This window comes from Phyllobacterium sp. OV277 (assembly GCF_900104355.1).
Lineage (GTDB): Bacteria > Pseudomonadota > Alphaproteobacteria > Rhizobiales > Rhizobiaceae > Phyllobacterium.
This window is the reverse complement of record NZ_FNIY01000001.1, coordinates 61,323-82,884: the sequence shown is the minus strand read 5'-3', so window position 1 is coordinate 82,884 and position 21,562 is coordinate 61,323. Positions and strand designations below refer to the sequence as shown.

Annotated in this window: 21 protein-coding genes and 1 tRNA gene; 11 read left to right on the top strand and 11 right to left on the bottom strand. The window is 54.4% G+C overall.

Annotated features, from left to right (window positions below):
- Positions 1-5 precede the first annotated feature (5 nt).
- Both queA and tgt read left to right on the top strand, forming a co-directional pair.
- On the top strand, positions 6-1,085 hold the full coding sequence (queA, locus tag BLU05_RS00430) for a tRNA preQ1(34) S-adenosylmethionine ribosyltransferase-isomerase QueA (RefSeq protein WP_091876934.1): 1,080 nt from the start codon (positions 6-8) through the stop codon (positions 1,083-1,085).
- Positions 1,082-2,215: a tRNA guanosine(34) transglycosylase Tgt gene (tgt, locus tag BLU05_RS00425; RefSeq protein ID WP_091878356.1), complete on the top strand. Its 1,134-nt coding sequence runs from the start codon at positions 1,082-1,084 to the stop codon at positions 2,213-2,215. The genes queA and tgt overlap by 4 nt, the downstream gene beginning before the upstream one ends.
- Here the strand turns inward: tgt and BLU05_RS00420 are convergent, their stop codons facing one another.
- Positions 2,216-2,794, bottom strand: a complete 579-nt coding sequence (locus BLU05_RS00420; RefSeq protein ID WP_091876932.1) for a TetR/AcrR family transcriptional regulator — start codon at positions 2,792-2,794, stop codon at positions 2,216-2,218.
- A 172-nt stretch (positions 2,795-2,966) separates the two neighbouring features.
- Between BLU05_RS00420 and BLU05_RS00415 the strand changes: the two genes are divergently transcribed.
- A complete protein-coding gene (locus tag BLU05_RS00415) occupies positions 2,967-4,190 on the top strand; it encodes an efflux RND transporter periplasmic adaptor subunit (RefSeq protein ID WP_091876930.1) in 1,224 nt (407 codons plus the stop codon).
- Positions 4,187-7,270, top strand: a complete 3,084-nt coding sequence (locus tag BLU05_RS00410; protein WP_091876928.1) for an efflux RND transporter permease subunit — start codon at positions 4,187-4,189, stop codon at positions 7,268-7,270. Before BLU05_RS00415 ends, BLU05_RS00410 begins: the two co-directional genes overlap by 4 nt.
- Before the next feature lie 80 nt (positions 7,271-7,350).
- On the opposite strand, the gene BLU05_RS00405 is transcribed toward BLU05_RS00410, so the two are convergent.
- The 3 genes from BLU05_RS00405 to BLU05_RS00395 all read right to left on the bottom strand — a co-directional run bounded on the left by BLU05_RS00405 (position 7,351) and on the right by BLU05_RS00395 (position 8,420).
- The gene (locus BLU05_RS00405) at positions 7,351-7,605 is read right to left on the bottom strand and encodes a GlsB/YeaQ/YmgE family stress response membrane protein (protein ID WP_091876926.1); all 255 of its coding nucleotides are present in this window, start codon (positions 7,603-7,605) and stop codon (positions 7,351-7,353) included.
- Positions 7,606-7,934: 329 nt separating this feature from the next.
- Entirely contained in the window at positions 7,935-8,159 is a 225-nt protein-coding gene (locus BLU05_RS00400) for a hypothetical protein (RefSeq protein ID WP_091876924.1), read from the bottom strand.
- Between the two features lie 42 nt (positions 8,160-8,201).
- Positions 8,202-8,420, bottom strand: coding sequence for a hypothetical protein (locus tag BLU05_RS00395; RefSeq protein ID WP_091878354.1), 219 nt, complete (start codon positions 8,418-8,420; stop codon positions 8,202-8,204).
- A gap of 318 nt (positions 8,421-8,738) precedes the next feature.
- Between BLU05_RS00395 and BLU05_RS00390 the strand changes: the two genes are divergently transcribed.
- Together BLU05_RS00390 and BLU05_RS00385 are read left to right on the top strand one after the other, a co-directional pair.
- The gene (locus tag BLU05_RS00390; protein ID WP_091876922.1) at positions 8,739-9,455 is read left to right on the top strand and encodes a response regulator; all 717 of its coding nucleotides are present in this window, start codon (positions 8,739-8,741) and stop codon (positions 9,453-9,455) included.
- Positions 9,452-10,867: an ATP-binding protein gene (locus tag BLU05_RS00385; protein WP_091876920.1), complete on the top strand. Its 1,416-nt coding sequence runs from the start codon at positions 9,452-9,454 to the stop codon at positions 10,865-10,867. The genes BLU05_RS00390 and BLU05_RS00385 overlap by 4 nt, the downstream gene beginning before the upstream one ends.
- A gap of 7 nt (positions 10,868-10,874) precedes the next feature.
- On the opposite strand, the gene BLU05_RS00380 is transcribed toward BLU05_RS00385, so the two are convergent.
- Positions 10,875-11,426, bottom strand: coding sequence for a TetR/AcrR family transcriptional regulator (locus BLU05_RS00380; protein ID WP_091876918.1), 552 nt, complete (start codon positions 11,424-11,426; stop codon positions 10,875-10,877).
- A gap of 119 nt (positions 11,427-11,545) precedes the next feature.
- On the opposite strand from BLU05_RS00380, the gene BLU05_RS00375 reads away from it, so the two are divergent.
- Entirely contained in the window at positions 11,546-13,027 is a 1,482-nt protein-coding gene (locus tag BLU05_RS00375) for an MFS transporter (protein WP_091878352.1), read from the top strand.
- Between the two features lie 52 nt (positions 13,028-13,079).
- Here the strand turns inward: BLU05_RS00375 and BLU05_RS00370 are convergent, their stop codons facing one another.
- The 3 genes from BLU05_RS00370 to BLU05_RS00360 all read right to left on the bottom strand — a co-directional run bounded on the left by BLU05_RS00370 (position 13,080) and on the right by BLU05_RS00360 (position 14,830).
- Positions 13,080-13,457 (bottom strand): nuclear transport factor 2 family protein, encoded by a 378-nt coding sequence (locus tag BLU05_RS00370; RefSeq protein ID WP_091876916.1) that lies wholly within the window; start codon positions 13,455-13,457, stop codon positions 13,080-13,082.
- 93 nt (positions 13,458-13,550) lie between these two features.
- Positions 13,551-14,339, bottom strand: a complete 789-nt coding sequence (locus BLU05_RS00365; protein WP_091876914.1) for an SDR family oxidoreductase — start codon at positions 14,337-14,339, stop codon at positions 13,551-13,553.
- Positions 14,340-14,365: 26 nt separating this feature from the next.
- On the bottom strand, positions 14,366-14,830 hold the full coding sequence (locus BLU05_RS00360) for a RidA family protein (RefSeq protein WP_175540491.1): 465 nt from the start codon (positions 14,828-14,830) through the stop codon (positions 14,366-14,368).
- Between the two features lie 89 nt (positions 14,831-14,919).
- On the opposite strand from BLU05_RS00360, the gene BLU05_RS00355 reads away from it, so the two are divergent.
- Positions 14,920-15,771, top strand: a complete 852-nt coding sequence (locus BLU05_RS00355) for a LysR family transcriptional regulator (protein WP_091876910.1) — start codon at positions 14,920-14,922, stop codon at positions 15,769-15,771.
- 32 nt (positions 15,772-15,803) lie between these two features.
- Here BLU05_RS00355 and BLU05_RS00350 read toward each other — a convergent pair whose 3' ends face one another.
- The 3 genes from BLU05_RS00350 to BLU05_RS00340 all read right to left on the bottom strand — a co-directional run bounded on the left by BLU05_RS00350 (position 15,804) and on the right by BLU05_RS00340 (position 17,140).
- Positions 15,804-16,265 (bottom strand): GNAT family N-acetyltransferase, encoded by a 462-nt coding sequence (locus tag BLU05_RS00350; RefSeq protein WP_091876908.1) that lies wholly within the window; start codon positions 16,263-16,265, stop codon positions 15,804-15,806.
- A 157-nt stretch (positions 16,266-16,422) separates the two neighbouring features.
- Entirely contained in the window at positions 16,423-16,893 is a 471-nt protein-coding gene (locus BLU05_RS00345) for a hypothetical protein (RefSeq protein WP_091876906.1), read from the bottom strand.
- A 171-nt stretch (positions 16,894-17,064) separates the two neighbouring features.
- A tRNA-Lys gene (locus BLU05_RS00340) sits at positions 17,065-17,140 on the bottom strand.
- Between the two features lie 291 nt (positions 17,141-17,431).
- Between BLU05_RS00340 and BLU05_RS00335 the strand changes: the two genes are divergently transcribed.
- From BLU05_RS00335 to glmS, 3 genes are all read left to right on the top strand, one after another.
- On the top strand, positions 17,432-18,178 hold the full coding sequence (locus BLU05_RS00335) for a cytochrome c biogenesis CcdA family protein (protein ID WP_091876904.1): 747 nt from the start codon (positions 17,432-17,434) through the stop codon (positions 18,176-18,178).
- 93 nt (positions 18,179-18,271) lie between these two features.
- Positions 18,272-19,633: a bifunctional UDP-N-acetylglucosamine diphosphorylase/glucosamine-1-phosphate N-acetyltransferase GlmU gene (glmU, locus tag BLU05_RS00330; RefSeq protein ID WP_091876903.1), complete on the top strand. Its 1,362-nt coding sequence runs from the start codon at positions 18,272-18,274 to the stop codon at positions 19,631-19,633.
- A gap of 105 nt (positions 19,634-19,738) precedes the next feature.
- A complete protein-coding gene (gene glmS, locus BLU05_RS00325) occupies positions 19,739-21,562 on the top strand; it encodes a glutamine--fructose-6-phosphate transaminase (isomerizing) (protein ID WP_091876901.1) in 1,824 nt (607 codons plus the stop codon).

Here is a 21,562-nt window from a genome sequence, read left to right as displayed (position 1 = left end):
ACATCATGCGTGTTGATCTTTTCGATTTTGACCTGCCGGAAGAAAACATCGCATTGAGACCTGCAGAGCCGCGCGATTCAGCGCGGCTTTTGCTTGTGAAGGCGAATACTTCAGGATTTGAGGACAATATTGTCAGGAATCTTGGTGATTTTCTGCAGGCTGGCGATGCGCTGGTTTTCAATGATACCAAAGTGATACCTGCGCAACTTGAAGGTTTTCGCGAACGTGAAGGCGTGAAAGCCCAAATCAGCGCGACCCTGCATATGCGCACCGGACCAGATCGCTGGAAAGCCTTTTTGCGCCCCGCGAAACGCATCAAACAGGGAGAGCGGATCGATTTCGGCCATGGCAACAATGCCTGTCTGCTGGGATCGCTTCAGGCCACTGTTGCAGAGAAAGGCGAAGCGGGCGAGGCTTTGCTGGTCTTTGATTTCAGCGGCGCCGATCTTGATCAGGCGATTGCTGCCGTCGGGCATATTCCCTTGCCGCCCTATATTGCCTCAAAGCGTGCAGAAGACGGCCGCGATAAGGAAGATTATCAGACCATTTATGCTCGTGAGGAAGGTGCAGTCGCTGCGCCCACTGCTGGGCTGCATTTTACGCCTGCACTGCTCGAAGACCTGAAGAAGCGCGGTATCGAAGAACATTTCGTGACGCTGCATGTGGGAGCGGGCACCTTTTTGCCCGTCAAAGCCGATGATACTGCCGATCACAAGATGCATGCGGAGATTGGCCACGTCGATCAAGCCACTGCTGATGCGCTGAATGCCGTGAAAGCACGGGGTGGACGTATTGTCAGCGTCGGCACTACATCGCTGCGACTGCTTGAGAGCGCGACCACGCCCGATGGCGTTGTCAAAGCGTGGTCGGGTCCGACGGATATTTTCATCACGCCGGGTTATCAGTTCCGCGCGGTTGATCTGCTGATGACCAATTTTCATCTGCCCAAATCGACGCTGTTCATGCTGGTTTCCGCCTTCAGCGGGTTTGAGCGCATGCATGAGGCCTATGCCTATGCGATCAAAAATCACTACCGCTTCTATTCCTATGGCGATGCAAGCCTGTTATGGCGATCCGCATCATGACAGAAAATTTTGAATTCAAACTGATCGCAACCGATGGCAAAGCCCGGCGTGGTGAAATCACCATGCCACGCGGTACCGTGCGAACGCCCGCATTCATGCCTGTAGGCACGGCCGGGACGGTCAAAGCCATGTATATGGATCAGGTTGCCGATCTTGGTGCCGATATCATTCTTGGCAATACCTATCACCTGATGTTGCGTCCCAGTGCCGAGCGCATTGCCAAGCTGGGTGGTCTGCACGATTTCGCCCGCTGGCCGGGACCAATCCTGACGGACTCCGGTGGTTTTCAGGTCATGTCTCTGGCGCAATTGCGCAAGCTCGACGAAAAAGGCGTGACCTTCCGCTCGCATATCGATGGGCGCGCCTATGAAATGAGCCCGGAACGTTCAATCGAGATACAGGGCTTGCTAGATTCCGATATTCAGATGCAGCTCGATGAGTGTGTGGCTTTGCCTTCGACGCCGAAGGATATTCAGCGCGCTATGGAATTGTCGTTGCGCTGGGCCGAACGGTGCAAGACGGCCTTTGGTGTTCAACCTGGTAAGGCGATGTTTGGCATCGTGCAGGGCGGCGACGTGCCGGATTTGCGCATTCGCTCCGCGCAGGCGCTTAAAGCCATGGATTTGAAGGGCTATGCGGTCGGTGGTCTTGCAGTCGGCGAGCCGCAGGACGTCATGCTCGATATGCTCGATGTGACCTGTCCCGAACTTCCCACGGAAAAGCCGCGTTATCTGATGGGCGTCGGTACGCCTGACGATATTCTGAAATCCGTCGCACGCGGGATCGATATGTTCGATTGTGTGATGCCGACACGGGCAGGGCGGCATGGTCTTGCCTTTACCCGGCGCGGCAAGGTCAATTTGCGCAATGCCCGCCATGCGGATGATCCGCGTCCGCTTGATGAAGAGTCGTCATGCCCGGCCGCGCGTGATTACAGCCGCGCCTATCTGCATCATCTGGTCAAATCAGGTGAAGCACTCGGCGGCATGTTGCTGACATGGAATAATCTGGCCTATTACCAGCAGCATATGCAGGGCATCCGCAATGCCATTGAGGCCAAACGCTTCGAGGCATTCAGCGAAGAGACCCAAGGTGCCTGGGCTCAGGGTGATATTCCGGTTTATGCCTGATCAGCCCGTTGCGGGCTGGGATGGCTTATCGGGATCACAGGGCGCAAAAAGCTGACGCAACCCGTCAATCGCCGTGATCTGATCTTCGTGGGTCAGGGTATCCATATCGAGCAGCTTCAGGCTGCGCAGGCCTTCTATGGTCAGAAATGCGATCAGCGCCATTGTCGGATCTTCCGAGTTCTCTTTCATACGATCGAGTAATTGTTTGTTGTAGCGCCTGATGGGATCGATAAAGCTCGGATCATTGGCGATAGCAGCCAATATGCCCGATGGTTCAGGCTCATTGAGCACAAATTCAGCGCGATACACCTCGATACAGGCCTGAACCACGCTGTTCACCTTGTGGTTTCGCTTGGCTTCCTGCATGCGCAGTGATTCGTCAAACTCCGCCACATGGTGCTCAACCAGTGCTTCGAGCAGTTTGGCCTTGGTGGGGAACGTATAGAGCAAGCCGCCTTTTGAAAGCCCCGCTCGCCTCGCGACCGCATCAAGAGAGAGGTGAACAGGACCCACCTCCATGGCGATTTCCGCAGCTGCCTGCAGAATTTTATCTTTCGTTGTGAGAACTGCCGCCCGCATTCTGCTCTTTCTTCAAAACTTTAGTCCCATAAGGAATCCTGTTTCTATTGACTTTACCGTCCGGACGGTACAGTAAATGGCACGTGGCAATCAAGTCCACATCACGTTATTCTCATTTGACAGGCTGGCAACAAACTTTGCTGGCCATTGTTTTGTTCCGGAGCGGTTCCCCATGATAAAGCGCTACATTCTACCCGTGATCATTCTACTTCTGGTCGTGGTGCTTGGCGGAGGCTTGGTTTGGTTCAATTATTTCAAAGAGGGAATGATCAAGCAGTTCTTTGCCACCATGCAACAGCCTGCCCAAGCTGTCTCGACCTACAAGGTTGAACCCAGCGTATGGACACCGAATATTGAAGCCATCGGCTCCGTCAGCGCTATTCAGGGCGTTAGCCTGGCTGTCGAGGTTGCTGGTATCGTCAAGGAAATCCCTTTCACGGCAAATCAGGTTGTAGAGCAGGGCGCTTCGCTCCTGCAGCTGGATGATGCCATCGAAAAGGCTGATATTGTGGCTGCCAAGGCTCAGGATGTTCTGAACGATCAGACATTGGCACGCGCACGCACGCTGAATACGCGTGGTGTCGGCGCTGAATCCAATGTGGATACGGCACAGGCCGCATCACTGGCCAAGAAGGCCGAAATTGCCAAATTGCAGGCCGTCATGGAGCAGAAGCTGCTCAAGGCGCCTTTCAAGGGCACGGTTGGTATTCCGCAGATCGAACAGGGGCAGTATCTGAAGCCGGGCGACGTTGTTGTCTCGTTGCAGGATCTTGCCACCATGCGCGTCGATTTCACGGTTAACGAGCAAAATCTCAATCAGGTTCATATCGGACAACAGATCAAGATGAGCCTGTCAGATACCAACCAGAGCTACAATGGTGAGATCACGGCTGTAGAGCCACGGATCGATCCGGCAACACGGCTGGTTTCCGTGCGTGCGAAGGTCGACAACTCGGACGGCAAATTGCGTCCGGGCCAGTTTGCTCAGGTCTATGTCACGCTTCCAAAGGAAGATGCGGTGTTTACTCTGCCGCAGACCGCGCTCGTCTCCAGCCTTTACGGCGATTACATCTTCGTTCTTCGTCCTGAGGTAAAGAAGGAAGAGCCGGCCAAGGCTGCCGATGCTGCCAAACCAGCAGACGCTGCCAAGCCAGCCGACGCAACAAAGCCAGCTGACCCTGCCGCTGCCAAGAAGGAAGAGCGATTTGTTCTTGCGCAGGTTTTCGTTACGCCGGGTCGCCGCTCAGGTCTTTTGGTTGAGATCACCAAAGGCATCAAGGCGGGCGATATTGTTGTGACTGCAGGCCAAAATCGCTTGAACGCCGGCGGAGCAGTGACAATTGCCAATGCCGTCAATCCAGCCAACACCACTGACGCGGGACTGCCCACAAAATGAATTTCTCAGATGTATTCATTCGCCGTCCAGTTCTGTCGACGGTTGTCGCCTTGATGATTATCCTGCTCGGCGCCCAGGGCGTGTCGAACCTTGCGGTTCGCCAGTACCCGAAGGTTGACGAAACGGCTATCACCATCACAACGACTTATGCGGGCGCCAGCGCCGATCTGATGCAGGGTTTCATTTCTGCACCGATTGCCAAGGCTGTCACCACAACGGAAAACATTGACTATGTGACATCATCATCGGTGCCGTCATCCAGCACGGTCACCGTGCAGATGAAACTTGGCGCTGATCCAGACGCGGCGCTGACCGAGGTCATTTCCAAGGTCAATCAGGTTCGCGGTGATCTGCCAACGGAAGCCGATGATCCCGTGATCAAGAAGGGTACTGGTCAGGAGTTCGCGACCATGTATCTGGCTGTGCAAAATCCCAACATGTCCAGTGTGCAGCTTACCGAATATCTGCAGCGCGTCATCCAGCCGCGTATGTCGACGATTCAAGGTGTTGCCGATGCGCAGGTTCTGGGTGGTCAGGTGTTCTCGATGCGTGTCTGGATCGATCCGATTCAGCTCGCTGCACGCAAGACCACCGCATCGGAGGTTTTGACCGCTATCAAGCAGTCAAACTTCCTGTCGGCGCCGGGCAAGATCGAAAACCTCTATGTCGCATCGCCAATTACGCTGAAAACGACCTTGCAGACGCCTGAAGCCTTTGGTGCGATGCCCATCAAGTCGGATGGCACCAATATCGTCCGTCTGCGCGATGTGGCCCGCATTGAGCTTGGAGCTGTCAATACGGACACACGGGTTACTTTCAATGGATCAAGTGGCACATTCCTCGGTATTTTCCCGACACCATCGGCGAACCCGCTGGATATGACGGCTGCTGTACGCAAAGAACTGCCTGCGATCGACGCCACGCTTCCAGAAGGCATGTCTATCATCATGCTTTACGATTCGACTGAGCAGATCAGCTCGTCCATCGAGGAAGTGTTCAAGACGATCGGTGAAGCGGTGCTCATTGTTGTTCTGGTGATTTTGCTTTTCCTTGGATCATTCCGCTCGGTTATCATTCCGGTCGTAACGATCCCAATTTCACTGGTTGGCGTCTGCTTCTTCCTGTTCCTTCTGGGGTATTCGATCAATCTGCTTTCGCTGCTCGCGATGGTTCTGGCGATCGGTCTCGTCGTTGACGACGCGATCGTGGTTCTGGAAAACATCCATCGTCACATCGAAGAGGGGCTCAAGCCAATCGACGCTGCGCTTAAGGGCATGAAGGAAATCACCGGCCCCATCATTGCGATGACGATTACACTGGCGGCTGTGTTTGCGCCGCTCGGGTTTACCGGCGGCCTTACAGGTGCCTTGTTCCGCGAGTTTGCGTTCACGCTGGCTGGTGCGGTCATCATTTCGGGCGTAGCTGCTTTGACGGTCTCGCCCATGATGTGCGCCTTGCTGCTGAAAAGTGGCAATCACAGCCGTTTCCAGCGTATTGTTGACAACAGCTTCAGCTGGCTGGAAGGCGCCTATGAACGACGGGTGGCGGGATCGCTGGCTTTCCGGCCGATAACCCTGTTCATCGTTATAGCGCTTGTGGCTTTGACGGCCTTCCTGTTCAACAAGACGTCATCCGAACTGGCACCGGAAGAAGATTCGGGCTTCCTGGTCTCGCTTGTCAACGCGCCGCAATATGCGACAACCGACTATACGCAGCTCTATGCCAATCAGATTGATGCCTTGACCAAGGATCTGCCTGAACTCAAGGCCCGCTTTAATATTGCGGGTCTGGGCACCACCAATTCGGCATTTGCGATCTGGGTGTTCAAAGACTGGGCGCAACGCGAAAAGTCGCAGAAGCAGTTGCAGCAGGAACTGCAAGGCATGATCAGTCCGATTGCCGGTGCACAGGCCTATATTTTCGCGCTGCCAACCTTGCCCGGCACGGGTGGTGGCTTGCCGATTTCGGTCGTCATCCAATCGACGGGTCCCGCCGACAAGGTCTTCGAAGTGGCTGAGGAGATCAAGAACAAGGTGCAGGCTTCAGGCAAGTTCATTGTCGCGCAGAATTCGCTATCGTTTAACGCGCCACAGGTCACTGTGACGATTGATCGTGATCGTGCATCAGCTCTGGGTATTCCTGTCAGTGAAATCGGCCAGACGCTTGGGCTTCTGGTTGGTGGCGGCAAGATCGCGAAATTTGACCGCGATTCCAACAGCTACGATATCATTCCGCAGGTACCGCAAGATTTCCGTTCCAATCCGGAAAACCTTGGCAAATACTTCGTCAAGAGTTCATCCGGCGACATGGTGCCGTTATCGGCGGTTATCAAAGTGACGGAAAATGCATCTCCGGCAGCTATCGAGCAGTTCAATCAGCTTAACTCGGCAACGATTTCCGCATTGCCGATGCCGGGCGTTACAACGGGTGAGGGCCTGAAGGCTGTGGTTGATACGGCACGTCCGTTGATGCCAAACGGCTTCTTCCTGGATTACACAGGCCAATCGCGTCTGGAGGTCACGCAGGGCAATACAATCCTGATTGCTTTCGTGCTCGCTATCGTCGTGATCTACCTTGTGCTTGCGGCACAGTTCGAAAGCTTCCGCGATCCGTTCATCATCATGATGTCGGTTCCGCTGTCGATTTTCGGTGCAATTGTTCCGCTCAATATGGGACTTGGTACGCTGAACATCTATACGCAGGTGGGGCTGATCACCCTTGTGGGGCTGATCACCAAGCACGGCATTCTTATGGTGGAGTTTGCCAACCAGCAGCGTGAACTGCACGGCATATCGCGGCACGATGCGATTATTCTGGCTGCCAAGACACGTCTTCGCCCGATCCTGATGACCACAGCAGCTATGGCGCTCGGCGTTATTCCGCTGATCACGGCAACAGGTGCGGGTGCGGCAGCCCGCTACTCCATCGGTCTGGTGATCTTCTCGGGTATTCTGGTTGGTACGATCTTCACGCTTTTTGTGGTGCCGATGTTCTACACCTTCATTTCCCACAAGGATCATAAGGTTGAGACAGTGACCAAACCGCAGCCGGGCGCAGAACCTCAGCCAAGCCATACCTGATCGGTTGATTATCGCGCAAAAAGAAAGCCTCCGAACCTTGCCGGGTTCGGAGGCTTTGTCATTTTTGGTGTTCTATGACGTCAGGCTCGTTTAACAGCACGAAGAATGACGAGCAATATAACGGCGCCGATTGTGGCCGCGATAATCGAGCCCAGAATTCCGGCTCCCAGCGAAATGCCCAGACGCGGAAAGAGATATCCCGCTATGAACGCGCCGATGACGCCGACAATCAAGTCGCCGATGAGGCCAAAGCCGCCTCCGCGAACGAGCTGACTCGCCAGCCATCCAGCGATCAGTCCCACTAACAGGAAAATAAGTAGTGATTCTCCACCCATAGTCGTCTCTCCACATGCCGGTTGCGTTACGATGGTCCAGACCGTGGATGCCGCTCTTCATGGGCGATCCGTGATCGGCCGCAGAATCATCACGAGGATTTTACGATGGGAAATGTGTTTTGGGTAATTAAACTTGTATGGATCGGGTCGATTACCACAATATCTAGCGTCTTTGATCTGGCGTGACGCTATCCAGCAGAAATCATTGATCTTTTTTACTACTTAAAAACAATATGGCGGAAGCGTCAGACATCAAAAAGCTATGCCGGCTATGGTTTCCTATGTCCGGCATAGTTTTGAGACTAGTCAAGAATAGCGCATTGAGAAGATTAGACCTTCTTGGCAGCTGCCTTCTTGTGAGCCTTGTGCTTGACGGTCTTCTTGACGTGATGCTTTGCCTTTGCAGCGTGCTTAACGGGAGCGGCGGCTGTCGCTGGTGCTGCGGCAGCTGGTGCAGCTGCAGTTGCTGCGTTGGCGCTGGAAACGGTCAGAACTGGAGCCGAAACAGCGAGAGCGATGGCAAGGCCGAGAGCTGTATAGAGGGACTTTTTCATAGGTCAGTTTCCTTTTGATGGGGGCTCATGGGACACAGTCGATCAATCATCAATCGGCTGCACACCGAGCAGTTTCAACGCTTGGGCGAATGTCCTGATGCCTTGCGCCTGCTTGTTGCTGGCACAAAACCTGGTTGCCTTACGTTGAAGTGCTCTCGCCTTGGCAGCCCGTTTTGCCTCGGCGTGTTCGGTGATGGCTTGTTGAGTTTGCTGCTGAAGTTTGCCGCAAAGCACGGTACGGGTTGGCGTCTCATCAGCCATGGACGTCTCAATCGGCCCGGCGAAATACAGAGCGCCGGTCAGAATGATTGTCGATATGGTCAAAATGTTACGCATAGGACCCTTTGTGAATGCTTGTTCTGTTTCCGTGGTGGAGCAGAACCGATGCGCTTGTTATCGGGCACGACTATTGCGGGCGTTTTTCCGCTCTGTAGAGTTTTGTTTCTGGATTGTTTCTGAAATTGGAAGCGATGCTGAATCGCCCGTAGGCGCATATGTTCCGGCTGGTCAATGCGGATTTCGGACACTATCTTGTTGCCGGATAAGCAAATCAGAGCCTTTTATTGTTGAAAGATTCGCATGAAGTCCGAGCCACATATCCTGATTGTCGATGATGACGAGGCTATTCGTGATTTGCTGCATGAATTCCTGAAAAAGCGCGGCATGCGGGTTTCGGTCGCCAGAGACAATGACGAGATGCAGGTCATTTTTTCGCGCACGCCCGTCGACCTGCTGATTCTCGACGTGATGCTACCGGGCAAAAGCGGCATGGAGATTTGCCGTGACATCCGCATGCACTCGCGCGTGCCGATCATCATGTTGACGGCAATCACTGAAACCACCGATCGCGTTGTCGGACTGGAAATGGGAGCAGATGACTATGTTTCCAAGCCATTTGATCCGCGCGAACTGCTGGCACGGGTGAGGGCTGTTCTTCGCCGTCTTGACGGGCCGGGGACGGATCGCCGTCTAGAGCCGCAGGTTTATAAATTTGCCGGATGGACCATGGATTGTTCACGGCGCCGGCTCGTATCGCCTGACAATGTGCGCGTGGAACTGACAAGTGGAGAGTTCAACCTGCTTGAAACACTGGTCAAGAGCGCACAGCGCATGCTGAGCCGTGATCAACTTCTGGAACTGGCGGGAAGCAATGTGGCCTATGGCTATGATCGCAGCATTGATATTCTCATCAGCCGTCTGCGCCGCAAGATGGAAGATGATCCGCGTTCGCCCAAGCTGATCCTGACAATTCGCGGTGGCGGATATCAGTTTGTGCCGGAAGTCATAGCGGAATGAAGCGTTTTTTCCCCCAGTCCTTGCCAAGCTGGATACTGCTGATCCTGATTGCCGGGTTGATCACGACACAGATTGCCACGCTGTCCATCGTCTCGCGCGATCGCAATGAGGGCAATAATATCCTTGAATTGTTTCGTCTGAGCGAGCGCGCCTATACGCTGGTGAAGCTGCTCTACGCTGCACCGCCACCGGAGCGAATCCGACTTGCTGCGGTCATGTCGAATGCATCAAGTCCGCTTTATATGTCGGATGATCCGGCAGTGACATCGGCGATCGCATCCGATGACAATCTCGCGGAGCTTGAAGATGTGCTTGTTGCACGCTTCTCGGCGTTTGGCGTCACCGATGCCCGGGTTCGCAGGGATTTACCCAATAAGGTTTCGCCAGGTACTGAGATAAGTTCGAGCGCCCTCAATCCTGATGTCGGTGTCGTGGAAAAACAGCTGTCAGATCTCGCGCAGGATTTTAGCCAAAGCGGTGGCCTTGCGGCATCTATCGAATTCAATGACGGGCAATGGCTGAACTTTGTAACACCGGTTTCGCCGATTGATCCGATACTTACGGTGCAGACCCTTCCATTGTTCGGGGCGGTCGCCGCCATCGTCATCATTCTGTCGATCTGGGCGATGCGCAGGCTGACAGCGCCATACCGCGCACTGGAAAGTGCGGTGAAACGCATCGGTGAGGACGTCAAAATTCCGCCATTACCCGAATATGGCAGCTCGGAATATAAATCCGCGGCAAGGGCGGTGAATGCGATGCAGGAGCAATTGCGTGAATATGTTGCGGACCGCGAGCAACTGGCAGCGGCATTGGCCCATGATTTGCGCACGCCATTGACCCGCATCCGCTTGCGGCTTGAACTTTTGCGCAAATCGCAATTGCGTCAGTCATTGATGCAGGACCTCAATGATATTGAAGCGATTTCGCGTTCAGTCATCGATTTTGCCACCTATGAGGTGGTGGATGAAGAACAGGAGAAGATCGATTTCTGGTCGCTCGTCGACTCTATTGTCGATAACTATCCTGAGGTTACGTTCGACAAAAAAAGTGCGGCTTCGCGCAAATTCATCTGCTTCGGCCGGCCAATTGCACTGCGCCGCTGTGTTACAAACCTGATCGACAATGCGGTGACCTATGGTGAAAAGGCCAATGTCAGCCTGAAACAGGTGGGAAATGACATTGTTCTTGCGATCAAGGACAAGGGGCCGGGCATACCGCAAGCCAAACTGGATGAGGTTTTCCAGCCATTCCGGCGCGTGGAGGGTTCACGTAACAGGCAAACCGGTGGTTTTGGGCTGGGGCTTACCATTGCGCGCAACATTGCACAGCGCTGCGGTGGCGATATCAAGCTTGAGAATGATCCGGAAGGTGGCCTAAGGGCCGAACTGAGAATCCCGCTTGCAGCCTGACAGGGGATTATGTTCCGGGCTTTTCCTTGCTCAGTACAAATGCCTCTATGTCATCAAAGATGGCGTTCCAGTCCTGTTCGCTGATTTCCATGAAGCCGAAGAAGCGCAACATGAAAACGCCTTCCGTAGCGATGAATGCGGTTCTTGCCCGCCGTCCTTCTTCCGTCGTCAGGTCGAAATCCGCCATTCTCGTGCGATACCATTCGCGGGTGCTGCCAAGATGTTCGGGCGTCTGGATAAGTGATGCCATCAGGCTTGCGGCTTTGGCGTTAGAGCTTTCGTCGCCTTTGCGCGTAGCCTCCAGATGGGCGTGGATAGGCGAGGCGGATGCTTTTTGGGTCAGTTGCACCACTTGCGTATCATAATCCTGCCCCCAGCGCTCCAGCATGGCGTCGATCAAAGCGCCTTTCGTACCAAAGCAATATTGCACGCCGCCTTTGGTAATACCGGCAGCCTTTGCAACGGCATCGATGGTCAATGCAGCTGCGCCGACCTTGCTCACAACAGATTCTGCCGCGTCGAGAACCTTATCCCGATCAATCGTGCGTTTCCGGCCCAAATCGATCTCCCTCTTCCATTTCAATACGATCGTATTTATATATGTATTGCGGATCGATGAACAATCGGTCCGCGATTGCAATTATAACGGGAGCGAAGAACGCTCCAATGGTGAAAGAAATGCTACCCCAAAACCGCTGGCTGGTCCTTGCGATCGTCTCCAGCGCTCTGTTCCTCGTCGTCATTGACATGACAGTTCTTTACACGGCTTTGCCACGTCTAACCCATGATCTTCATGCCTCTGCCTCCGCCAAGCTGTGGATCGTCAATGCTTATCCTCTTGTTGTTGCCGGTCTGCTGCCCGGTGCCGGTGCGCTTGGCGACCGGTTTGGCAACAAGAAACTCTTTTCCGCCGGCCTTGTCGTATTCGGTCTGGCCTCTCTGGCGGCAGCCTTTTCTCCAACAAGCGGCGTTCTCATCGCTTCACGCGCTTTGCTGGCCGTCGGCGCGGCCATGATGATGCCCGCTACGCTTTCAATCGTGCGGCAGACATTTTCCGATGAAAAGGAACGGGCCTTTGCTATTGGCATCTGGGCGGCAATTGCCTCAGGCGGTGCCGCCATTGGCCCGGTCCTCGGCGGTGTCCTGCTGGAGTACTTCTGGTGGGGTTCGGTCTTCCTGATCAACGTTCCGATTGTCATTGTCGCGCTTGCCTTTACGCTCTGGGTGATTCCTAACCGGGCGGGTGATGCGACGCGGCCGTGGGATATTGTTGCCTCGGGGCAGATCATGGTCGGCCTCATCGGGGTAACCTATGCGATCAAGGAGTTTGGCAAACAGGCGCCTGTCTACGCAGCTGCATCGATAGCCGCTATCATCGGCATGGCCTTTCTTTGGCTGTTCGTTCGGCGTCAGGGGCGTTCGACGCAGCCGATGATTGACTTCAAACTCTTCCGTAACAGGCGGTTTTCAGCGGGTGTTGCCACCGCCTTCATTGCTTCGCTTGCCCTTGTTGGCATGGAATTGGTACTGAGCCAGCGCTTTCAGCTGGTCATGGGATTGTCGCCACTGGAGGCCGGACTTCTTATTTTGCCGGTACCATTGGCGGCATTTGTTGCTGGACCGATTGCTGGATTGGCGCTGCCGCGCCTCGGATCGGAACGTATCATGTGGGTCAGTCTCGTTGCAGCCGGACTTGGCGTTGCCAGCCTGCTCTACGTGTATGATGCAAAACCCTTTGTGCAGATTTCAAGCCTCGTGATTCTTGGCTTCGGTTTCGGTGCGGCGATGACTGCGGCATCAAGCGCCGTCATGCTCAATACGCCGGAAGAGAGCGCCGGAACGGTGGCTTCGATCGAGGAAGTTTCCTATGAACTTGGCGGCGCAATGGGTGTTGCTCTGCTCGGCAGCCTTATGTCGACGATCTACAGCGTTACACTGGTATTGCCTGATACGATGAATGTATCGGCATTGGTTTACGACAGTCTTGATGAGGCATTGATCATGGCGCAGGGGCTCGCGCCTGATACTGCCTCGACCTTGATTGGCTTGGCCAACGCCGCATTCGAACAGGCGTTTACATCGGTCATCATAGTCGCTTCGGCACTGCTGTTGCTAACAGCCATAACGATCGGGATTACAACGCGGGCAGGCAGGGCCTGATTGCTGATGTGAACCCACCCGGCTTGAAGGGCCGGGTGGGTTCAATTGCATTTCACTTTTCAACAATGGTGAAAGACGATGCCGTGTCGTAGAAAAAGCGCTCTTCGACAATGCGATCGCCTTGCCAACGCTGATAGGCCAGTTCTTCCAGTCGCCGCGTCACGCCTTCGCGGTTGGTGGCGTCGAATACCCAATGAATGACAACATTATCGCCGTCGACGAGTACAGCACGGGCAGGGTGGGTATGCATGTTCTGCAACCGGTCCAAAGCCGCTTGCTCATGCGCAATCAGCACATCGCGACCGCGCCGGGGCTCTTTTCCCGGCTCCTGCATTGATGCATCCTCATGATAAAAATCGCGGATGGCTTTCACATGATCGCCGCTTTCAACAATTGCCACAAAGGCTTCAACACGGCTTCGCTCCGGCATGGCACTATTCCTTCATTCGGATGAGTTTTGTGGTTAGAACACGATTGCACCAGCGAGACTTGGAGGGCTGGGGCATGGGTTGTTTCATCATCACTAGATAATAGCGCGCGACAAGCCCCCATCAACTGGGATGGCCGCTCCGGTTATATAAGATGCCTGCTCGCTGGCGAGAAACGCCGCCACGGCCCCGAACTCCTCAGCCGTACCGTAGCGGCCAACCGGAATCTCGGCCTGACTTTGTGCGGCTATGACGGAAACATCCAGGCCTTGCGCGTCGGCATCCATTTGTTCGAGCTTGTCCGTACGTGCGGTGGCCAGACGCCCGGCAAGCAGCAAGTTGACGGTTACGCCATCTGCTGCGACTTCACCCGCAAGGCTCTTTGCCCAACCGGCAACGGCAGCCCGCAGCGCGTTTGATGCGGTCAGGCCCGCAATCGGCTCCCGGACACTGGTCGATGACACGACAAGGATGCGGCCCCAGTGCCGTTCGCGCATTCTGGGGAGAAAATGCGTTGCAATGCGCACGCCGGAGAGAAACATCGTTTCGAACTGCGTTCGCCATTGCACAATATTGAGCGAAGATGCGGAAAATGGTGGTGGGCCCCCACCGTTCAAAAGCAGAATATCAACCCCGCCCATATCCCGATCAATGCGGTCAAGCATGGCTGCCAAAGCCACCGGATCAGCAAGATCGGCATTGAGAGCAAAGGAGCGGGGAGAATGGGCATGAAGCTCATTCACTGTGTCATTCAACGCTGCTTCGTCCCGACCCGATATGGCAATGATTGCGCCGTTTTCGGCGAGAGACTTTGCTACTCCGCGACCAAGCCCCTTATTGCCACCCACCACAAGCGCTCGTTTTCCATCCAATCCGAAATTCATGATAATGATCTCACTGTTATTGACGCCTAGCTGACATGGATGATTGCATCGACTTCCACAGGTACATTGAGTGGTAGTCCCGCCATGCCGATGGCTGCACGGGCGTGTTTTCCCTTATTACCCAGGATATTCAGGAGCAACTCGGATGCACCATTCCCGACAGCAGAAAATCCACTGAAGCCAGCAACAGCGTTGATATAAACAGTGACTTTAGCGATCTGCACCACGCGCGAGATATCGCCGCCAAGTTCTTCGCTGAGCCAGAACAGAATATTGGCTGCGCAAATTTCTGCTGCCTTTTTGGCATCTTCAATGCTGACCGCGTCGCCGACTTTGCCGGTGAAAGCGATGTTCTCGCTGATCTCCGGTATTTGCCCCGAGATATAGACAATATTGTCGATACGTATGGCTGGCTTGAAGGGGAAATCCGCAGGTGTAATAGCGGGCCATGTCAGGCCAGTTTCCTCAAAACGTTCGCGAAATGTGGTCAAGATCAACTCCTTGGTTCAGGAGTGTTCCTTGCCATATCGCCAAGTCATAATGTATCTTGATATTTCTTATATCAATATAAGGAATATTGATGGACTTGAATCTTGATCCGCATCTTTTGCGAGCACTCATTGTGGTTGCTGAAACCGGCACTGTCAGCGGAGCCGCCGAACGTTTGTCACGCACGCAGGCAGCGGTGAGCATGCAGATCAAGCGATTGGAGGTTGATCTCGGCGTGCAACTTCTCAATCGCACTTCGCGCGGTGTCTCGCTGACCGATTCTGGCCAGGTTCTCGTGGCTTATGCACGCAAGCTCATCGCGCTTGGTGAAGATGCACGTCTGCAAATCGAAGGACGGCAGCTTGTTGGCCGTGTAAAGCTTGGGCTGATTGAAGATCTCGTGGTGACGCGCCTGCCCATCCTTCTGGCGGAGTTTCGCAAGCGGTTTCCGCAGGTTGAACTTGATCTGGTCACGGCACATAGTGGCGAACTCAGCCAAAGCTTGCAAAACGAGAAACTCGACATCGTGATTGCCGATCCATCGCGATTTTCGATTGTGCCGTTCTTTCATTGGTCGCGACAGCTGGTTTGGAGTGGAAGCCGGTTGATCGATGTGGCTGAGGGCGATGCAGTCCCTCTCATTGTGTTTGAGGGCTCATGCACATGGCAGGATAAGACAAGTGTGGCTTTTGCCAGTGCCGGTGTGGAATGGTCTGTGGCTTGCCGGGTGTCGAGCTATGGCGCTCTGATCGGAGCATTGCGGGCCGGGCTTGGATATAGCCTGATGTTGCCCGAGAGTATTCCAACCGATTGCGAAACGATTGACTCAGGACACAAGCTGCCGTCAGCGCCAAGCGCCGACTTCGGCCTGTTTATGGCCAAGGAGCCGTCCAAGATTACCAAGGAATTGGGGCTCTTCCTGCGGGAAAAGCTTGTGCAGTAACCTTGTTGGCCCCGATACTGCGGTAAAGTTTGTCAAAGAAACTTGCGATAAACGACGAACCCTGAATGCTCGGCCACCTTGTTGTAGAGCTGCATGGCAGTGTGATTGGTTTCATGTGTGAGCCAATATACACGCGGCGATCCTGCCAACTGCGCGCGCTCATAAACGCCGTTGATCAAAGCCCTGCCGACGCCCTTGCCCCGCGCGGCTTCGTTGGTGAACAGATCCTGCAAGTAGCAGTTTGGCGCAATCGAGGTGGTGCTTCGGTGAAAAATATAATGCGTCAGACCCAGAAGATTTCCATCGCTTTCGGCGACGAGGGCGTTCACGGGCTCGTAGGCATCGAAGAATCGCTCCCATGTCATCCGCGTGATTTCCGGTGCCAGGGCAGTCGGACCTGAACGGCCATAAAATGCGTTATAACCATCCCACAGCGGTAGCCATTGATCGTAATCCTGACGGCTAACGGGGCGGACGAGGAGGTTACTGGTCATTATTCATCCTGTGCTTTGGGGAAATCATGATTGCTGGAGTGCCGGAACCACGAAAATCTAGAGCAAAGATGGATAATTCGACAGGGTGCGATGCACATATTTTCAGTGCCGCCTACGAAGACTGAAATCAGCGCCTTTTAATACCGTTGATTGAGTCTCACATGCTTTGCCGCCGTTTGACCAGCATCAGGCGCTCATAAAGCTGCAATCGCTTTGGCCGTTTTCTGCGGGCCGACAATATTGGGGCTGACAGAAGGCTGGGTTGCAGGCACACGGAATTCAGATGGGTGACCTTATCGCCGCGCACTGTCCATGTATGGAGGAAAGGTACGGTGGCGTCGCCTTCATGCATCTTGAGGTGAACGAGAGCGTGTACCTCGTCATCCTGGGAATTCAGAGTTTCATAGACGACGGATGTCGGCTCAAGATAGAGAGAATATTGCCGTACGCATGTGCCAAGATAATGATCCGGGCCCTTGTAAACACCGCCCCAAGGTACGCTATCGCCAATACGGGCGACGAATTCACTATCGAGTAAAGGTGCGGTTGATTGCGGCCCGCCGTTTCGTGTTTTCTCGTAAACGAGCCTGATCAGTGCTTTATTCTTGTCCTTGGTGTTCCCGTTCATTTTGTTTTGACCCTCAGTGACCGCGTCGTTCACGGTACGGTATGCATATTACTGCCGCCGGTCACTTCGGTATAGGCCCACGCTTGTCCCCCCGGAAACGGTGATCGCCAATCGGCGCACAGAACTGCACACTGAATAGTCGCCAAAATTTCAGGGAATTGTCTGGAGAGGTGGTGAGCGCGCGGGGGTTCGAACCCCGGACCTACTGATTAAAAGTCAGTTGCTCTACCGGCTGAGCTACGCGCTCCCAGTCAGGGAAGACGCTTGCGCTAACCCTTGGGAAGTGCGGCGGAACATAGGGATGACTTTGGCATCGGTCAACAGCTATTGTGCACTGTTTTTGCAACATTGAGCCTTGTTTTTACAGGTTCCACGGTTTTTTTGAGCAATGAAGCCGTTTCACACGGATATGACGCCCTTAAAATCGGAAGTGAAGGGAGGATTGTGCGCAGAACTGGCGAAAAGGTGATTGGAATTTGCGGGGGATTCGGCCTATGGCACCACAAGTTGAAATTGTAATGCCAAACGAGGAGCGCATATGGCGCTTGATGTCTCCTATCTGACCGCCGCCGGTGCCGGTGCGCTGTCCTTCCTGTCCCCTTGCGTCCTGCCATTGGTGCCGCCCTATCTCTGCTATATGGCTGGCGTTACCGTGGAGGATTTCCGTTCGGATCAGCCCGCAGCACGTGTTTCTCCGGTTCGGCAGGCCCTGCTGCTGTCGTCATTCTGCTTTGTCCTTGGTTTTTCGACTGTGTTTGTATTGCTGGGGGCGGGTGCTTCGACGATTGGCGGGTTGCTGCGCATGTGGCAGCAGGAAATCGCAATTGCTGCCGGTATCGTCATTATCCTGATGGGGTTGAATTTCCTCGGCGTATTTCGTCTGGCGTTCCTGTCGCGTGAAGCGCGGTTCCAGACCAAGGGCAAACCGGCCAATCCGCTGGCAGCCTATGTGATGGGCCTTGCCTTTGCATTTGGCTGGACGCCCTGCATTGGGCCTGTTCTGGGACCAATCCTCGCGCTTGCAGGCGGTCGTGATACGGTCTCGGACGGAGCATTGCTGCTCGCAGTCTATTCGCTTGGTCTTGGTATTCCGTTTATTATAGCAGCCTTGTTCTCCGGCTATTTCATGCGCTTCCTCACGCGTTTCCGTATGCATCTCGGCAAAGTGGAAAAGGTGATGGGCGGGCTGCTTGTGGCAACAGGTGTTCTGTTCCTGACCGGTGGATTGCAGACATTCTCGTTCTGGCTGCTTGAAACATTTCCAATCCTTGGCCAACTCGGCTAAAGAAACGGAAATTGTTCATGCATTGGCAACCGGGATTATGCCACGATCAGGCATAAGACTGTGCTTAGCCAAAACGGATTCGGAATTCTGACAATGACATCACGTACCTGCCTCTCGGTTATTCTTGCCGCCGGTGAGGGCACGCGCATGAAATCGGCGCTACCGAAAGTGCTTCACCCGATTGCCGGGCTGCCTATCGTCGCTCATGTGGCCAAGGCAGTTCATAGTGCTGGCAGTGGTGACATTGCGCTCGTGGTTGGCCGCGAGGGCGATGCTGTTCGCGACGCAGTGAAATCAGTTGTTTCAAATGTGACGGTGCATGAACAGAAGGAGCGGCTGGGAACAGCCCATGCCGTGCTTGCGGCGCGTGATGCTATAGCGCGCGGCTATGACGATATTCTTGTCGTGTTTGGCGATACACCACTCATTGAAACAGCAGCGCTGGATCAGGCACGCGCCAAGCTTGAGGATGGCGCCGATGTCGTTATCATGGGCTTCCGGCCCGAAAATCCAGCCGGTTATGGTCGTCTCATCGAAGAAAACGGTAAACTTCTCGCCATTCGCGAAGACAAGGATACCAGTGATGACGAGAAGAAAATCGGTTTCTGCAATGGTGGCTTTATGGCCCTGCGCGGTGACAGCGCCTTGCAACTTCTGGACAAGGTCGGGAATGCCAATGCCAAGGGCGAGTATTATCTGACCGATGTGGTCGAAATCGCCAATGGTGTTGGCAAATTGGCAGTCGCGATTGAAATTCCGGTTGAGAATATTATTGGCATCAATACGCGTGTGGAACTGGCTGAAGCCGAAGCTATCTGGCAGAACCGCAAGCGGCGCGCAATGATGCTGGCCGGTGTGAGCATTCAAGCACCCGAAACAGTGTTTTTTGCCTACGATACCTTGATTGAATCAGATGTAGTATTGGAGCCGAATATCGTCTTTGGTCCCGGCGTTTCGATTGCGACTGGTGCCGTCATTCATGCCTTTTCGCATCTGGAAGGTGCACATATTGGTCCGCGAGCAATGGTAGGGCCATTTGCACGTTTGCGGCCAGGCGCCGATCTCGCGGTAAATGCCAAGATCGGAAATTTCGTAGAAGTGAAGAATGCCAAAGTCGGGGCAGGTGCCAAGGTCAGTCATCTAAGTTATCTTGGGGATGCGAATGTGGGCGCCGGTGCCAATATCGGAGCTGGTGCGATCACCTGCAATTACGACGGCTACAACAAAGCTTTGACGCAGATCGGGGCTGGTGCCTTTATCGGCTCCAATAGCTCGCTGGTCGCGCCTGTTTCAGTTGGTGACAATGCCTATGTGGCATCTGGCAGTGTAATTACGCAGAATGTACCAGACGACGCGCTGGCATTTGGCCGGGCACATCAGGTCATCAAGGAAGGGCGGGCTGTGCTATTGCGCGAGCGTTATGCCGCGCAGAAAAAAGCCAAGAAAGCGGAATAGCCCATTCTGCTTCATGCTAAAGACTGAATTGTAACCAGCCTTCTTCCCGGCGTAAGTTTGCCATAGGCAAGAAGAAATCGAGACCCTGAGCCATCGGAGCTTTCTATGTGCGGAATTGTTGGAATCATCGGACGCGAACAGGTTGCGCCATTGCTGGTGGATGCGCTGAAACGTCTGGAATATCGCGGTTATGATTCCGCCGGTGTTGCGACACTCAACAAAGGCGTGCTTGACCGGCGCCGCGCCGAGGGCAAGCTCGTCAATCTGGACAATCTTCTGAAAGAACAACCGCTCAGCGGCACAATCGGTATCGGTCATACACGCTGGGCCACGCATGGTGCGCCGACCGTGCGCAATGCGCATCCGCATACAACGCCGCGTCTTGCTGTCATTCATAATGGCATTATCGAGAATTTTGCCGAGCTGCGCAGCATGCTGGAGAAAGACGGCTATGTCTTTGAAACTGAAACCGATACGGAAACCGTTGCCCATCTGGTGACGCGTGCGCTCGATCGTGGGCTTTCCCCTGTTGAAGCGGTTCGCCAGAGCTTGCCGGAACTGCGCGGTGCCTTTGCCATTGCCATTATGTTCAAGGGTGAGGAGGATCTGCTGATTGCCGCCCGCAATGGACCGCCGCTCGCTGTGGGTTATGGCGACGGCGAGATGTATCTGGGCTCGGACGCCATTGCGCTTGCTCCTTTCACCGACACACTGTCCTATCTTGAGGACGGTGACTGGGCCGTGCTAACGCGCAACAGTGTGGCGATCTATGATGAAAGCGGCATGGCTGTTAAACGCCGGATCGAAAAATCTGCTGGTACGGCGTTTCTCGTCAGCAAGGGCAATCGCCGCCACTTCATGGAAAAGGAAATCCACGAGCAGCCGGAGGTTATTTCCCATACGCTGGCCAATTACCTTGATTTTTCCAAGGGTACCATTCGCACTGATGCGGTTCCCGTTGATTTCGCCAAGATCGACCGGATCGCGGCATCGGCATGCGGCACAGCCTATTATGCCGGCCTGATCGGCAAATACTGGTTTGAGCAGATTGCCCGGCTCCCGGTTGATATCGATGTCGCGTCGGAATTCCGCTATCGCGAAATGCCATTGTCGAAAGATAGTCTTGCCTTGTTCGTTTCGCAGTCGGGCGAAACCGCGGACACTTTGGCATCGCTGCGCTATTGCAAGCAGCAAGGGCTGAAGATCGGCTCCGTGGTCAATGTTAAAGAATCGACCATGGCGCGCGAGTCCGATTCGATTTTCCCGACGCTGGCTGGTCCGGAAGTCGGGGTTGCCTCGACGAAGGCGTTCACATGCCAGTTGGCAACGCTTGCTTCATTGGCGGTGACAGCGGGCAAGATGCGCGGCACCATTTCTGCTGATGATGAGCGCCGTCTTGTGCATGAGCTTTCCGAAATTCCGCGTTATGCGACGCAGGCATTGAAGCTGGAACAACAGATGGAGGCTATCAGCCGCGATCTGTCGCAGGTCAAGCACGCGCTTTATCTCGGCCGTGGCACGAGCTTCCCGCTGGCTCTTGAAGGCGCGCTGAAACTCAAGGAAATTTCCTATATTCATGCGGAAGGCTATGCGGCGGGCGAGTTGAAGCATGGTCCCATCGCGCTGATCGATGAACACATGCCGGTCATCGTCATTGCGCCCTATGATCGTTGGTTTGAAAAAACAGTCTCGAATATGCAGGAAGTAGCGGCTCGTGGTGGCAAGATCATTCTGATTACCGATTCACGCGGCGCTGCGGCCAGTACGTTGAAGACCATGCATACGGTTATTCTGCCTGATATGCCCGAGATCATCACACCGATCATCTACGCCCTGCCTATCCAGATGCTGGCCTACTATACGGCTGTGTTCATGGGCACGGACGTGGATCAGCCGCGCAATCTGGCGAAATCGGTAACGGTGGAATGA

Coding starts and splice junctions, on each gene's coding strand:
- BLU05_RS00400 (WP_091876924.1), bottom strand. CDS start 8,159: ATGAAAAAGTCCCTCTATACAGCTCTCGGCCTTGCCATCGCTCTCGCT.
- BLU05_RS00365 (WP_091876914.1), bottom strand. CDS start 14,339: ATGAATTTCGGATTGGATGGAAAACGAGCGCTTGTGGTGGGTGGCAAT.
- glmU (WP_091876903.1), top strand. CDS start 18,272: ATGACATCACGTACCTGCCTCTCGGTTATTCTTGCCGCCGGTGAGGGC.
- BLU05_RS00345 (WP_091876906.1), bottom strand. CDS start 16,893: ATGAACGGGAACACCAAGGACAAGAATAAAGCACTGATCAGGCTCGTT.
- BLU05_RS00390 (WP_091876922.1), top strand. CDS start 8,739: ATGAAGTCCGAGCCACATATCCTGATTGTCGATGATGACGAGGCTATT.
- BLU05_RS00410 (WP_091876928.1), top strand. CDS start 4,187: ATGAATTTCTCAGATGTATTCATTCGCCGTCCAGTTCTGTCGACGGTT.
- BLU05_RS00395 (WP_091878354.1), bottom strand. CDS start 8,420: ATGGCTGATGAGACGCCAACCCGTACCGTGCTTTGCGGCAAACTTCAG.
- BLU05_RS00350 (WP_091876908.1), bottom strand. CDS start 16,265: ATGACCAGTAACCTCCTCGTCCGCCCCGTTAGCCGTCAGGATTACGAT.
- BLU05_RS00415 (WP_091876930.1), top strand. CDS start 2,967: ATGATAAAGCGCTACATTCTACCCGTGATCATTCTACTTCTGGTCGTG.
- queA (WP_091876934.1), top strand. CDS start 6: ATGCGTGTTGATCTTTTCGATTTTGACCTGCCGGAAGAAAACATCGCA.
- BLU05_RS00420 (WP_091876932.1), bottom strand. CDS start 2,794: ATGCGGGCGGCAGTTCTCACAACGAAAGATAAAATTCTGCAGGCAGCT.
- BLU05_RS00405 (WP_091876926.1), bottom strand. CDS start 7,605: ATGGGTGGAGAATCACTACTTATTTTCCTGTTAGTGGGACTGATCGCT.
- BLU05_RS00385 (WP_091876920.1), top strand. CDS start 9,452: ATGAAGCGTTTTTTCCCCCAGTCCTTGCCAAGCTGGATACTGCTGATC.
- tgt (WP_091878356.1), top strand. CDS start 1,082: ATGACAGAAAATTTTGAATTCAAACTGATCGCAACCGATGGCAAAGCC.
- BLU05_RS00375 (WP_091878352.1), top strand. CDS start 11,546: ATGCTACCCCAAAACCGCTGGCTGGTCCTTGCGATCGTCTCCAGCGCT.
- BLU05_RS00355 (WP_091876910.1), top strand. CDS start 14,920: ATGGACTTGAATCTTGATCCGCATCTTTTGCGAGCACTCATTGTGGTT.
- BLU05_RS00370 (WP_091876916.1), bottom strand. CDS start 13,457: ATGCCGGAGCGAAGCCGTGTTGAAGCCTTTGTGGCAATTGTTGAAAGC.
- glmS (WP_091876901.1), top strand. CDS start 19,739: ATGTGCGGAATTGTTGGAATCATCGGACGCGAACAGGTTGCGCCATTG.
- BLU05_RS00335 (WP_091876904.1), top strand. CDS start 17,432: ATGGCGCTTGATGTCTCCTATCTGACCGCCGCCGGTGCCGGTGCGCTG.